General features: G+C 55.3%; 11 protein-coding genes. 7 read left to right on the top strand and 4 right to left on the bottom strand.

Annotated elements, in window-relative coordinates; all coding sequences use genetic code 11:
- The first annotated feature begins 100 nt into the window (after positions 1–100).
- Entirely contained in the window at positions 101–448 is a 348-nt protein-coding gene (locus J2I47_RS21720) for a hypothetical protein (protein WP_229374852.1), read from the top strand.
- A gap of 103 nt (positions 449–551) precedes the next feature.
- On the opposite strand, the gene J2I47_RS21715 is transcribed toward J2I47_RS21720, so the two are convergent.
- Positions 552–707, bottom strand: a complete 156-nt coding sequence (locus tag J2I47_RS21715) for a hypothetical protein (RefSeq protein ID WP_207338255.1) — start codon at positions 705–707, stop codon at positions 552–554.
- A 123-nt stretch (positions 708–830) separates the two neighbouring features.
- Here J2I47_RS21715 and hisS point away from each other — a divergent pair, with 123 nt between their 5' ends.
- From hisS to J2I47_RS21700, 3 genes are all read left to right on the top strand, one after another.
- Positions 831–2,195: a histidine--tRNA ligase gene (gene hisS, locus J2I47_RS21710; RefSeq protein WP_207366717.1), complete on the top strand. Its 1,365-nt coding sequence runs from the start codon at positions 831–833 to the stop codon at positions 2,193–2,195.
- Between the two features lie 43 nt (positions 2,196–2,238).
- Entirely contained in the window at positions 2,239–2,745 is a 507-nt protein-coding gene (locus tag J2I47_RS21705) for a hypothetical protein (RefSeq protein WP_207366716.1), read from the top strand.
- 143 nt (positions 2,746–2,888) lie between these two features.
- On the top strand, positions 2,889–3,311 hold the full coding sequence (locus tag J2I47_RS21700) for a response regulator (protein ID WP_207366715.1): 423 nt from the start codon (positions 2,889–2,891) through the stop codon (positions 3,309–3,311).
- Between the two features lie 17 nt (positions 3,312–3,328).
- On the opposite strand, the gene J2I47_RS21695 is transcribed toward J2I47_RS21700, so the two are convergent.
- The 3 genes from J2I47_RS21695 to J2I47_RS21685 all read right to left on the bottom strand — a co-directional run bounded on the left by J2I47_RS21695 (position 3,329) and on the right by J2I47_RS21685 (position 7,773).
- Positions 3,329–4,261, bottom strand: coding sequence for a PhzF family protein (locus J2I47_RS21695; protein ID WP_207366714.1), 933 nt, complete (start codon positions 4,259–4,261; stop codon positions 3,329–3,331).
- A 61-nt stretch (positions 4,262–4,322) separates the two neighbouring features.
- Complete coding sequence (locus tag J2I47_RS21690; RefSeq protein ID WP_207366713.1) at positions 4,323–4,937, bottom strand: hypothetical protein; 615 nt, start codon at positions 4,935–4,937, stop codon at positions 4,323–4,325.
- Positions 4,938–5,070: 133 nt separating this feature from the next.
- Complete coding sequence (locus J2I47_RS21685; protein WP_207366712.1) at positions 5,071–7,773, bottom strand: sodium-translocating pyrophosphatase; 2,703 nt, start codon at positions 7,771–7,773, stop codon at positions 5,071–5,073.
- Between the two features lie 186 nt (positions 7,774–7,959).
- On the opposite strand from J2I47_RS21685, the gene J2I47_RS21680 reads away from it, so the two are divergent.
- The 3 genes from J2I47_RS21680 to J2I47_RS21670 all read left to right on the top strand — a co-directional run bounded on the left by J2I47_RS21680 (position 7,960) and on the right by J2I47_RS21670 (position 14,182).
- Positions 7,960–9,231, top strand: coding sequence for an N-acetylmuramoyl-L-alanine amidase (locus J2I47_RS21680; RefSeq protein WP_207366711.1), 1,272 nt, complete (start codon positions 7,960–7,962; stop codon positions 9,229–9,231).
- A gap of 122 nt (positions 9,232–9,353) precedes the next feature.
- Positions 9,354–11,900: a PIG-L family deacetylase gene (locus J2I47_RS21675; protein WP_310587709.1), complete on the top strand. Its 2,547-nt coding sequence runs from the start codon at positions 9,354–9,356 to the stop codon at positions 11,898–11,900.
- 107 nt (positions 11,901–12,007) lie between these two features.
- Positions 12,008–14,182 carry a TonB-dependent receptor plug domain-containing protein gene (locus J2I47_RS21670; protein ID WP_207366709.1) on the top strand — a complete coding sequence of 725 codons (2,175 nt, stop codon included), beginning with the start codon at positions 12,008–12,010 and terminating at the stop codon, positions 14,180–14,182.
- Positions 14,183–14,199: the final 17 nt, after the last annotated feature.

The raw sequence follows: 14,199 nt of genomic DNA, 5'->3' as shown, positions 1-14,199 counted from the left end.
CTGAGCCTGTCGGGGACGCCTAGTCGAAGGGCCTCGCGACAGCAACCTTCAGTCCCTGGCCACCAGCGTCAGCAAAAATCGTTATTCGTACATTTCCAACATGGCCAATCCAGGAAAACCGCCGGGACAGCGTTTAGTCAACCGGATGAGTGCACGTACCAAATGGCTCTTGCTGGCCCCCGCCGGGCTGTTGCTCATTGGCGCGGGGCTATGTGTGCTGGTGGGCGCGGGCTACGAAATGAACGCCGGGGTACCGTTTATGCGCTGGTTTATCAAAGGCACCTATAGCCTGATCCTGGTCAATGGGGGTATCTCCATCTTTGGTACGGCTATCCGGTTTCGTGTCATGATCGACACCCGGCAGATCATTCGGCAAGAGCTAAAACGCAACTACAAAAAATACGACAAGCACAAAAAAGCCCCGTCGCAGAAGAGAGACGGAGCTTAAAAGAGGTTTACCGTTCAATGTCTGAGGTTTAACGTTGGCTGACGCAAGCGTATTCTAGCGTCAGCCAACGTTAAACCTTAGACATTGAACGGTAAACTTATGTTTACGCTGCTTTTTTCTCAGCGAAAGAGGCTTTGATGGCTTCTACGTCAACATTTTTGAGCGTTGGCTTCAGCGTCAGTTGCTTGATGGCGTTCACCTTGTTGGTGGCAATGGCGCGGTTGCGGCGGCCTTTACGAAGTAGTTTGGTAACTCCCATTGTGGTATGTCGTTAATTGTCGGTTCTTTTTCGGAACGCAAAAGTAGTGATTTCCGGCCAAAAAGGGAATCCTGTCCATTCTGAAATCCTGTCTAAGCGCCTCTTTGTCCGTAATTTTGCGGCATGAAACCATCCGTTGTTAAGGGTACGCGTGATTTTGGGCCGGAGCAGATGAGCAAACGCCTGTTTATTTTCGACACCATCCGGCAGACCTTCCGCCGGTTTGGTTTTCAGCCCCTCGAAACGCCCAGCCTGGAAAACCTCTCGACGCTGACGGGTAAGTACGGCGACGAGGGCGACCAACTGCTCTTCAAAATTTTGAATTCCGGCGATTTTGCGGGTGGCCTTACCGAGGCTGATCTGGCCGAAGGCAGCAAGAAACTGACCCCAAGAATTGCCGAAAAAGGGCTACGGTATGACCTTACGGTGCCATTTGCCCGCTATGTGGTCATGAATCGGCACGCCCTGCCCATGCCCTTCAAGCGGTATCAGATGCAGCCCGTTTGGCGCGCCGACCGCCCCCAGAAAGGTCGCTACCGTGAGTTTTACCAGTGCGATGCCGACGTGGTGGGTACCGATTCGCTGCTGTGCGAAGCCGAAATTGTGCTGATGGTACACGAGGTCATGCGCAACCTGGGTATCGAAAATTTCACGCTGAAAATCAATAACCGAAAAATTCTGGCGGGCATCGCCGAAGCCATTGGCCGCGCCGGTGATGAAGGTGCGTTGGCCGTAGCCATCGACAAACTCGACAAGATCGGTCCCGAAAAAGTAGCCGACGAGCTCCGCGAGCGCGGCTTTTCGGACGAAAATCTGGCCGCGCTGCAACCGTTGTTCACCATCAATGGCGCACCCAATGAGGTGCTGGCAAGCCTGAAAACATGGCTTTCCGGCTCAGAAACGGCGCAAAAGGGTATTGCTGAATTGGAAGAAACGCTGACGCTGGTGGAGCAGCTGGGCCTCGAAAAGCCGCAACTGGAACTCGACGTGACCCTGGCGCGGGGGCTGTCGTATTACACCGGGGCTATTTTCGAGGTAAAAGCAGATGGCGTCAGTATTGGCAGCATCAGCGGCGGTGGTCGCTACGATAACCTCACGGGCGCGTTTGGTATGCCGGGCCTGTCGGGGGTGGGTATCTCGTTTGGCGTCGACCGGATTTACGATGTCATGGACGAGTTGAACCTGTTTCCTGCGTCGGCAGGGCAGGGAACACAAGTACTCCTTGCTTGTTTCGACGCCGACGGACGGGCCGTAGCCTTGCCCTTGCTGAGTCAATTGAGGGCCGCCGGCGTACCCGCCGAGTTGTATCCCGATCTGACCAAAGTGAAGAAGCAACTCGACTACGCCAACGCCCGGCAGATTCCGTATGTCGTGCTGATTGGTTCGGATGAAGTGCAGTCGGGGCAGTTATCAGTAAAGAACATGGTGACAGGAGAACAGCAAAAGCAGACTGCCGACGAGGTGGTAGCGATGCTAACAAACCTGTAACACTAATTTAACTGCGTGTTAGTGCCTTAAAAATCAATCGCTTATGAAATATACGCTCATTCTGTTCCTGCTTTTTCTTGCCGCCATTAGCTACGCTCAAAACCCGTATGCGGCGGTGATCCGGCAGCAGGCTACGGAACTGGCCGAAGCGCTGCCCAGGGGGCAATATCAGAAGGTGCCGCTGTATACGCACCCAAAAATCGTGGGGTTGATGGGTGGTCCGGCTAAGATGGTAGCCCGCATGACCGAACAAACCACGACCATGAAACAACAGGGCATCCGGTTTGTGAGTGCTAGCATCGGGCAACCGTCGGCGGTGGTAACGGTAGGGAAGGAACTACAATGCGTGGTACCGCAAACCGTAGTGCTGCAAATGCCGCAGCAGCGCATTGCCCAACGCTCGTCGCTTATCGCGTTTTCCGAAGACGGCGGCAAACGGTGGGTCTTTATCGACACGCAGCCGGGTATGGAAAAGGTGCGGCTGGTACTACCTACCATAAGTAGTAAACTGATTATCCCCGCCCGGCAGGAACCGCAGGTATTGAAGTAGCGGAAAGAAGGACGTCAGATAGGCTGGTTTTCAGCTGCTACATACAGAAAACAAAACAAGTTGGCCACTTGTGGGTATAAGTGAAGACCGTTTCTTTAGACTATCTATCCTATCTAAAAAGATTATTATACCCGACGCTGCTGATGATTACCGAGGCCATTTTTGTCGTCGATGATTCGGATGACTACCGCTTCTTGTTACAGCAAATTTTTGCCCGTTTTCTCCCTGCCTATCGCGTCCATTTCTTTACCAGCGGCAGCGAGCTATGCGACTATATGATGGCGCAAATCGACGGCCCGCTACCGTTGAAAACCCCACCCCAGCTTATTTTAATGGATTTGAATATGCCGGGCTTTAGTGGCCAGCAAACCCTGTCGTTCGTCAAAAAATCGGTTTGGCAGGCCGTACCTGTTGTCATGATTACCAATGAAGGCTCGGAGCAGGAGCGGGCGGCCTGTTATAAGGCGGGTGCCAACTCGTTTCTGACAAAGCCAATTGGGCTGGAAGCCACCAAAGACATGCTAACGCAACTCTGCCACTATTGGGTCGATCTCAACCAGACCTAGCTTAGTCACTCAGGAAGTTAGATAAACCAACTGCCCGCTGCCACCAGTTTGGTGTGGCCACCTACATTGAGTTCGTACCGATCATGCTGGAAACGACCGTTGATGTAGACGTATGACTTTCGGTTGATCTGAAATCCCTGTTCAACCGTAGCATTGATAACGTCGCCCGGCCGCAGATTACGCTGATAGCGAAGCAGGTAGGCCAGAAAACAGCCATTGGCACTACCCGTTGCGGCATCTTCCGACACCACCTCATTCTCGATCAGTCGCATTCGCGTGTTAAACGAACTGGCTGGCTCGTAGGTCTCGGTTGTGAAAAAGAAGAGCGACGTTGAATGACCTGTGCTGCTGTTGGTCCGGTACTTATTTCTTTTCTCTAAAAACCCCCGAAACGACGTGTAGTCGAGGGTCAGTTCATTCATAGCCGCCAAATTTTTGAGGGGAATAATAATGTAGGGTAACCCTGTGCTTATTTCCTGAACAGGCCATGATTCATCCAGTTGGTCGAGGCTGATGCCCAGCTCGTCGGCCACGACGGCATGTGGTAATTGCTCCCTAAATTCGGGCTGCGCCTGCCGCATAAACAAAACACTGTCGTCGATAGCGTTGGGCTGTAAAATAGTGATGTCAATCTGGCTATGAGCTAATTCCAGTACCAGTCTGACAGGTACGTCTGGCAGCAGAAATTTGGCAATAACGTAACTGGTACCAATAGACGGATGCCCCGCAAAAGGCACCTCATGCTCCGGCGTGAAAATTTTGACCACGAAACGACCGCCTCCGTTATCGGCTTTGACAAACGTCGTTTCGGCAAAATTGATCTCCCGCGCTATTGCCTGCATTCGATCATCGGCTAGCTCATCAGCCAGGTCTACAAACACGGCCAGCTGATTGCCTTCATACCGGCTGGATGCAAACACATCGACTATATAAAACGGTAGAGTCGTCACGCAACTGGTGTTAGTTGATTTGCTGCCAATCAGAGAAGGCACACCTACTTATCAAGGCAACTTATTCGTTGCCCAACGCTCTCAGTACGGCTAATTTAATCGAGCTCAGTTTTTTGTCTCCCGGATTTTGAGCTGTCATCACGTCGAGCATTTTCTCAACGTTAACACGATTCATGTAATTGTAGCCCATCTTGCCGGGCTTTTTATCGTTCGGCAAGAACTTGGTGGCTTCTGTATGGTCGCTTAGATTAATGGGATTTGGCAGCAGATGAATGTGCTTGGCCAGCGACTTTATATTGGTTTCAACGTCATGCGTTATTGCATCGGTTGGCGATTGAACACGCTCCTTTTTGAAAATAGGAAAGGCATAGAAGCCAACCAGGTAGGTTTTGCCGTCATGCCAGTCTTTCGACTTAATAAAGACGATGGCAACATGCCTGGACTTTTCGGCGTCCGGCGATTTTGTGAACAGGTGTGGCAAAAAACCCCGATAGTATCCAGACTCGTCGGCTGGAAAGAGCAGGTGCCCAAAATTCAACGACGTGTAGGTGATGTCTTGTTCTTTGACAAAATTGAAATTGGCATTAGCCAGGTCTTCGGGCGTAGAGGGGCCTTGCCAACCCTGTGAATTCCAGTCGACCGCTGCCAGAACACCGTAAAACGCATCTTTTGTCATAATAACATCTTTTAAAAACTACGTAGAATAGCTGCGTTGAGTTCTGTAAAGCAAAGTCAACAAGCGTGAAAAAGGCCAGTCCCTCCCAGAGACTGGCCTTTGCATTGGCAATTTTACCCAAAAAAAACGGGATTTACTTCTTTGTCACGCGAATAGCGATGCGGCGGTTTTGAGCGCGACCTTCTTCCGTATCATTCGATGCCACAGGGTGTTCCTGACCGTAGCCTTCCGATTCCAGGCGGCTGGCGGCAATACCAAGGCTCTGGAGTTCGGCTTTTACTGAGGCGGCCCGTTCGGCTGAGAGCTTCATGTTGGCCGCCGCGTTGCCCGTATTATCAGTGTAGCCACCAATTTTAACGTTCACATTTGGATAGGCCTTCAGCACCTCCGCTACGTTTTTCAACTGCTCCTGCGATTCGGGTTTCAGCGTAGCCTTGCCTGTATTGAAGGTTAGCCGGTCGAAATCGAACCAGGTGTTTTTGTCAACGGCCTTGTCTGACTTGATAAAGTTTACCAGGTTCGACTCGATGCCTTTCACGTCTACCCCTTTCAGCAACGCGCCACCGGCCAGTGTAAGATCGGTAGGCGTGAAGTCCCGGTTGGGGGTGCTGACGTCGTTATTGTCGGCAGCCGTTGACTTTTCCAGATCAACGCCCTGCATGCCACCCGCCGCCGTGATGTTCTCTTTGGCATGTGCGCCCTGATCCGTTGACTTGATAGCGATGTATGGCGCGATTACCAGCGACACAATTGACATCAGCTTGATCAAAATATTCATCGACGGACCCGACGTGTCTTTGAACGGGTCGCCCACGGTGTCGCCCGTTACCGAGGCTTTGTGCGGCTCCGATTTTTTGTAAAACATCTCGCCGTTGATCAGCACACCCTTCTCGAACGACTTCTTGGCGTTGTCCCAGGCACCACCGGCGTTGTTCTGGAAAATACCCATCAACACACCCGATACTGTAACGCCCGCCAGCAAACCGCCCAGCACTTCGGGACCAAAAATGAAGCCGACAATGATGGGCACACTCAGGGCAATGGCCCCCGGCAAAATCATTTCGCGGATGGATGCCTGCGTCGAAATGGCCACGCATTTTTCATATTCAGGCTTACCCGTACCCTCCAGAATGCCGGGAATCTCGCGGAACTGACGACGTACTTCTTCTACCATCGCCATCGCCGCACGACCCACGGCAGCAATGGCCAGTGATGAGAAAATGAACGGGATCATGGCCCCCACAAACAAACCCGACAGCACATCGGCCTTGTAGATATCAATAGCCGAAATACCCGAAATGCCCACAAATGCGGCAAACAGGGCCAGGGCCGTCAGGGCAGCCGATGCAATGGCGAAACCTTTACCCGACGCGGCGGTGGTGTTACCCACGGCGTCGAGGATGTCGGTACGACCACGAACCTCTTCGGGGAGGTAGCTCATTTCGGCAATACCACCGGCGTTGTCGGCGATGGGACCGAAGGCGTCGATGGCCAGTTGCATGGCCGTAGTAGCCATCATACCCGCCGCCGAAATAGCCACCCCATAGAGGCCGGCAAATTTGTAGGACATCATGATACCCGCGGCCAGCACCAGAATGGGCAGCACGGTCGATTCCATACCCACCGACAACCCGCCGATGATGTTGGTGGCTGCTCCCGTTGCCGACTGCCGGATGATCGACAGCACCGGCCGCCGACCCATGGCCGTATAATATTCGGTGATCACGCTCATCAGCGCCCCCACAATAGAGCCGGTTACGATAGCGTAGAACACGTCCATACGGGTGAATTCGATGCCCCGAATTTGCATTGGGCCTTCTGGCAACACCGCGTTAACGAGAAAGAACGAGGCCACTACCGTCATAATAATAGACCCCCAGTTGCCCAGGTTCAGGGCTCCCTGTACGTTACCGTTGTCGTCTTTTACGCGCACCAGGTAGCAGGCAAGAATCGAGAAGATCAGACCCATGCCAGCAATCAGTACGGGTAGTACAATGGGCGCGTGGCCCACAATGGGGTCGTTCTGGATCACGATCTCGCGGCCCAACACCATCGTGGCCAGGATCGTGGCAACGTATGAACCAAACAAGTCGGCACCCATACCGGCCACGTCACCTACGTTGTCGCCCACGTTATCGGCAATAGTAGCGGGGTTACGCGGGTCATCTTCTGGAATACCGGCTTCTACTTTACCCACTAAATCGGCCCCCACGTCGGCGGCTTTGGTGTAGATACCGCCCCCCACACGGGCAAACAGGGCAATGGATTCGGCACCCAGCGAAAAGCCCGCCAGCACCTCCAGCGCCCGTTCCATGGGTACGCCATTGACGGCCAGCTCACCATCTGCCGAGGCCACGCCCGCTACAAAGTAATTGTACAGCAAAATAAACAGCACACTCAGGCCCAATACGGCCAGACCAGCCACGCCAATGCCCATCACCGAGCCGCCCGTAAACGACACGTCGAGGGCGCGGGTGAGGCTGGTGCGGGCGGCATGCGCCGTGCGTACGTTGGCTTTGGTGGCCACCTTCATGCCAATGTAGCCCGCAAAGGCCGAGGTGAAAGCACCGATGGCGAAGGCCACGCCAATGAACCAGTGTGAATTGGCCACTTGTGACCCGGCAAAAGCCAGGATGGCAGCCACTACCACGCCAAAAACGATGAGTACGCGCCATTCAGCCTTAAGGAAGGCAATGGCGCCGTCGGCGATGTAGCCGGCGATTTCCTGCATGCGGGCATCACCGGCGTCCTGACGGTTCACCCAGCTAAACTTGGCGATCATGACCGCCAATCCCACCAAACCCAGCAAGGGGACGATGTAAAGACTATTCTGCATACTACGTAAAAAAAGGTTGGTTGAATGGCCGCAAAGATAGAATTTGCCGTAGCATAACCATGCGCAGCTAAGGCTATTCTTGACTTTTTACATGGTTATTTTGCCCGTTTTCGGGATAAATCGTCACCATTTGGCGCAGTCTGTAACCTGTTTACCGGCTAACCCGATCAATAAACACGACAATGTATGAAGGCCTCTTTACTCGTATGTATCGGTTGGCTGCTGACAGTCAGCGTGGTAGCACAGGTGCCGAAGGAAACGGAAACGCGCAGCCTGACCGTACAGCCCAATCAACCAATCCAGGTGGCGTATGAGCAGCCTTTTTCCAGCGCCATTTTGCTGCTTCAACCGGGGCAGTCGCTAACCAATTCGTACCTGATTGCCGGTGCCGACACGCTGCGCCTTTACCCCGAACCGCACCCCGAACGCGGCCCGTCATCGGCGTTGTGTGTGTTTCGGAAGCCCGTTTCCCGCCTGACGCTGCTGACGGGTGAACTGAGGGGTATTGTTTCGCTGGTGAGTTTATATGCTCCCCCCTTACCAGCGGGCTACGTCGATAACGCCATGCGGTCGGCGGCACGGCAGGACTGCGGCAAGCCCCCTGTAGTACCGGCTGCGATATGGCGAACGGGCCTGGCCCCGCCCAAAGAGGCTCCTGTTGCCACAAAGGTGCAGTTTGTCATCGTCCATCATTCGGCGGGGGGGAACACCGTGGCTGATTATGCCGAAGAGGTGCGCAATATTTATTTGCTGCACACCCAGAACAACGGCTGGAACGACGTGGGCTATAATTTCCTGGTCGGTCAGAACGGCGTGGTCTACGAAGGCCGCGATGGGCAGGGCGTTATAGATGGCGATAATGTACTGGGCGCACACTTTTGCAGCCAGAATTCGGGTACAATGGGCATTTGCCTGATGGGTAATTTCAACGACGTGCCACCCAATGCTGCCTCGTTAGCCGTGCTGGAGCAGTGGATTGGCTGGAAGCTGAAAAAAGAAGGCATTGCCGACCTCAATGCCCGTGCCATCCATGCCAGTTCGGGCAAGCTGCTTGGCTTGGTTTCGGGCCACCGCGACGGCTCCTGTGCTACCGAATGCCCCGGCGAAAATCTCTACGCGGCCTTGCCCGCTGTTCGGCAACGCGTAACCCAGACGTGCTCCTTTACCATGGCCGTGAGCCCAATGCCCCTGGCTACTGAACCTCTTGCTGGAGCAACGTGGACGGTATACCCCAATCCCAGTAACGGACCAGTCACCGTTTACCATCATGCCGCTGACCCCGCCCAGGTTCACTTCACATTACTGGACGCGCTGGGGCGGTCAGTAGCCATAACAGCGCATCAGTCAACCGCCGATACGTGGGTGCTGGAACCGGCGGGGCGTTTGTCGGGCCTGTACTGGCTAAGGGCGCGCGACAAGACAGACGTGGTGGTGAAACCTGTACTGATTGGGCAGTAATGGACTAATTAGTTATTAATCGGCTTGATTGAACCAACAAATGACCAAATTATCGTTGGCTGACGTTGCGCTGACAGCGGGCAACCTGTTTCTTTGCTCCATAACCCATAATGACAGCCATCGTGATTCGACGTATCCTCTTGTTAACCTGTTTGCTGAGCCATTGGCTTACTACCACTACCTACGCTCAAGTTCCCTTCGGTAAACCCCGCCCCGCCACGTCTGGCGACATTCAACAGGGTATTCGTCGGCTTAACGTGCTGGGTAGTGTGCTCTACATTGCCGCTCACCCCGACGATGAGAATACCCTGCTGCTAACCTACCTGCACAACGAGCGTAACCTGCGCACGGCCTACCTCTCGCTTACACGCGGTGACGGTGGTCAGAACCTGATCGGCTCGGAGCAAGGCGAAGCCGTTGGCGTGATACGTACCCAAGAATTGCTCGCCGCCCGCCGCATCGACGGTCCCGAACAGTTCTTCAGCCGCGCCTATGATTTCGGCTTTTCGAAATCGACGGAAGAGGCCGTGAAAAACTGGGGACGCGAACAGGTGCTGGCCGATATGGTCTGGCTCATCCGCAGCTACCAGCCCGACGTTATCGTGACGCGTTTCCCCCCCGACAGCCGGGCCGGGCATGGGCACCATAGCGCGTCGGGTGCGTTGGCCGAAGAAGCCTTCAAGCTGTCGAATGATCCGAAAGCCTACCCTGAGCAACTAAAGCTGGTGAAACCCTGGCAGGCCCGGCGGCTATTCTGGAACGTCTTTATTCCGGGGCAGTTTCTGAGTAATAAAAAGCCCGAAGAGGCCGGCACGATTCTGGGCATCGAAACGGGGTTGTACAACCCCCTGTTAGGTAAATCATACGGCGAAATTGCTGCCGAAAGCCGCAGTCAGCACAAAAGCCAGGGCTTCGGGGTGGCCGCCAACCGGGGTGCCAAGATCGATTACCTCCTTCTGAAAGCAGGTGATACACCGCAGGTGGATTTGATTGAGGGCATCGACATGACCTGGAACCGGGTGCCTAACTCTGAGCGTATTCAGGAACTGATCTACCAGCTCAACACGCAGTTTGTGCCCACCCAGCCCGCCAGCATTGTGCCTGCGCTGGTGACGCTGCACCGCGAAATCAGCCAGCTCGATACCAGCCAGATCTACGTCAGAACCAAGCGGCAGGAAGTAGAAAACCTGATTCAGCAGTGCCTGGGCCTGGTTTTTGAAGCGCTCCCCGCCGACTACGCCAGCACTCCGGGTGGACGCATGGACGTGCGCCTAACGGCTATCAACCGCGTTAATTTCCCGGTGAAACTCACCCGGCTCCGGTTGCCACAAATAGGCCGAGATACCACGTTTACGCTGCCCCTGAAAGCCAATGAACAGGCGTCGTTCACGTTTTCGGCCCTGCTGCCGAAGAGCCTGAAACCCACGCAGCCGTACTGGCTCGAAAACCCGCGCAACAAGGGTCTGTTTACCGTGCCCGATCAGCGGCTCATTGGCAAGCCCGTAAACCCGCCCGCCCTCACTGCCGAGTTTACCGTGGAACTTGAAGGCCTTTCGTTCACCTTCACCCGTCCGTGGTTCTACAAATACACCGACCCCGTAGACGGCGAGTTATACCGCAACTTCGAGGTTCGCCCCGACGTAACGGCCACGCTCACCGAACCCGTATACGCCTTTGCCGACAACCTGAGCAAAACAGTAGACGTAATCGTGAAAGGCAACCGCCCCAATGCCACCGGCTCCGTGTGGTTGGAGGTGCCCGCCGGCTGGCGCGTAAGCCCCTCAACGGAAGCATTCACGTTCACGGATAAGTTTCAGGAACAGCGGTTCACCTTTACGCTCATGCCCCTCAGCAGCACCGCACCGGAAGGTAAATTAACCGCCGTAGTCATGAGCAACGGCGGGCGGTTCAGTAGTGGTCTGCGCACCATCAGCTACCCTCACATTCCTCCCCAAACGTTGTTTCCCCCCGCCGAAGCCAAAGTAGAACGGCTGAACATCACGGTGAAAGCTAAAAACGTGGGTTACATTGCCGGGGCAGGCGACGAAGTACCTGCTGCCCTGCGGCAAATGGGTTGCACCGTCACTATGCTCGACGAGGGTGAACTGACCAAAGATCTGTCGCGCTACGACGCCATTGTGGTGGGTATCAGGGCCTACAACACCGAAGACCGCCTGAAGTTTTACCAGGAGAAACTGCTCAGCTACGTCCAGAAAGGCGGGACTATGGTAGTGCAATACGCCACGCCGGGTGGTGGGGGCATTAGTCAGTCGGGGTTGAAAGTAAGCCAGATAGGACCGTATCCGTTTACCATTGGCCGCGACCGTGTGGCCGAAGAAGACGCCCCCATCTCGATTCTGAACCCAAATCACGTGCTGCTCAACAAGCCTAATAAAATCACCGACGAAGACTTTAAAGGCTGGGTGCAGGAGCGGGGCATCTACTACGCTGTTGACTACGGGCAGGCCTACGAATCGCTGTTTGCCATGAACGACACCGGCGAAGCGCCCAAGCTGGGTAGTCTGATTTACACCCCCTACGGCAGAGGCCATTTCATCTACACAGGCCTGTCGTTCTTCCGTCAGTTACCCAACGGTGTGGCTGGCGCCTACCGCCTCTTTGCCAACCTCATATCGGTTGGGGCAGGGACATCTGGCGCTCGGAATTAGGTCACTGGTTGTTTTGGATGACAGGGATCATCCAAAACAACCAACAATCCGTGAGCGCATAGCGGGTACCCAATTCGTATCTTGCCAGCCCATTGTCGACTGGCTTTATGAAACACGCGTACCTCCTCTTTTCACTACTGACTACCCTTACCTACGCCCAAACCGATACCGTCCGGCTTAACACCGTTACCGTGTCGGCCACGCGGTTTGTGCAACCTGCCCGCCTGTCGCCCTACCAGATCGAGACGGTTTCGCGGGAACGTATTGCTTTCCTGAATCAGCAAAATACCGCCGACCTGCTGCAACAAACGGGTAATGTGTTTGTGCAGCGAAGTCAGGGTGGGGGTGGTAGCCCGGTGTTGCGCGGATTCGAGGCCAGCCGGGTGTTGCTGGTGGTGGATGGAATAAGGCTGAACAACGCCATTTTCCGGGCGGGGCACCTGCAAAACGTGCTGCGCATTGACCCCGCCATGCTGGAACGGGCCGAAGTGCTGTTTGGTCCCGGCTCTACACTCTACGGCTCCGATGCGCTGGGCGGGGTGCTCTATTTCCAGACGCGCAATCCTGACTTGTCGGCGGGCGGCACCACCTTCCGGCCCAACGCCTACGTGCGGGCCGCCTCGGCCACCGGCGAACGTACCGCCCATGTAGACCTGAGCATTGGCACGCGGCGGCTGGGGTTTCTGACGGGCGTGACGGCGGCAAGCTACGGTGACGTGCTTCAGGGGGCTAACCGCAGCGCGGCTTATCCTAATTTTGGTAAGCTATTACAGTATGTCGACAATGCGTCGGCACCGGATCAGATCGTGGTCAACCCCGACCCAAACCGGCAGGTGGGCACCGCCTACCAGCAGTTGGATTTATTGCAAAAAGTGCTCTTCCAGCCGGCAGAGGGTATTCGGCACACGCTGAACGTTCAGTATTCGACCACCGGCAACGTACCCCGCTACGACCGGCTGAGTGAAGTAACAGCCGGCAGGCCCAGCTATGCCGACTGGTATTATGGCCCTGAAAAACGACTGCTCACCGCCTACCAACTGGCCGTCACCCGGCCCACAACGGCGTATGATCAGTTGCAGGTATCGGCGGGATATCAGGCCATTGAAGAAAGCCGCAACAGCCGCCGCCTGGGTGCCGCCACCTTGAAACGGCAGGTGGAAAACGTAGGTGTCTGGTCGCTGAACGCCGATGCCCAGAAACAACTGGGCAGCCATGCGTTTCAGTATGGGCTTGAGCTGACCCACAACAACGTTGCCAGCACCGCCACCCGCCTGAACGTGAAAACGGGGGCTATTACGCCTGCCGACACCCGCTACCCCGACGGGGGCAGCACCCTGCAAACGGTGGCGCTCTACCTCAGCGACCGGCTGACGATCTCGCCTGTTTTGAATTTACAGGCAGGGCTGCGCTTCACACTTACCAACCTGAAAGCCACATTCCGCGACAAAACGTTTTTCCCCTTTCCGTATAACGACATACAGCAGTCGCCCACGGGGTTGGCGGGATCACTGGGCGCGGTGTTTACGCCAACGACAGCTTCCAAAATCAGTTTGCTGGGATCAACGGGTTTCCGCGCGCCCAACGTAGACGACCTGACGAAAGTGTTTGAATCGTCGCCGGGAACGCTCATCGTACCCAACCCAACCATCAAGCCAGAATACACCTACAACGTCGAACTGTCGGCTAGTCAGTGGTTGGGCGATCTGCTTCAACTCAGTGGAACGGTTTATCACACCTGGTTCGAAAATGCCATTGTGGTCGACGCCTTCACGTTCAACGGTGCGTCAACGGTGGTGTATGACGGGAAAGACAGCCGGGTGCTGGCCCCCCAAAACAAACGTCGGGCCGCTCTGTCCGGCTATAACCTCGGCGCTACACTACGCCTGGGTAACGCGCTGACTGTCAGCGGTTCGGTAAACGGAACAACGGGTAGGATTAGCGATGACAAGAACACACCACTCGACCATATTCCCCCCACCTACGGCCGGGCGTCGGTTAGCTACCGCCGGGCGGGCGTGCAGCTTGAGGCGTTCACCCTGTTCAGTGGATGGAAACGCATTGCCGATTACAGCCCCGATGGGGAAGACAACGGAGCCTACGCCACCCCCGACGGCATGCCCGCCTGGGCTACGGCCAACCTGCGCGGCAGTGTGCGTATTGGTCGCATCGGCAGCATTCAGGCCGCCTGCGAAAACCTTTTTGATACCAATTATCGCACCTTTGCCAGCGGTTTCAGTGCCCCCGGCCGCAACTTCATGCTCACTCTTCGGCTAGGGAAATAAAGTTGTCGGGTTGACGT

The organism is Fibrella rubiginis (assembly GCF_017353185.1).
Taxonomy (GTDB): Bacteria; Bacteroidota; Bacteroidia; order Cytophagales; family Spirosomataceae; genus Fibrella; species Fibrella rubiginis.
This window is presented reverse-complemented; position numbering and strand designations above follow the sequence as displayed.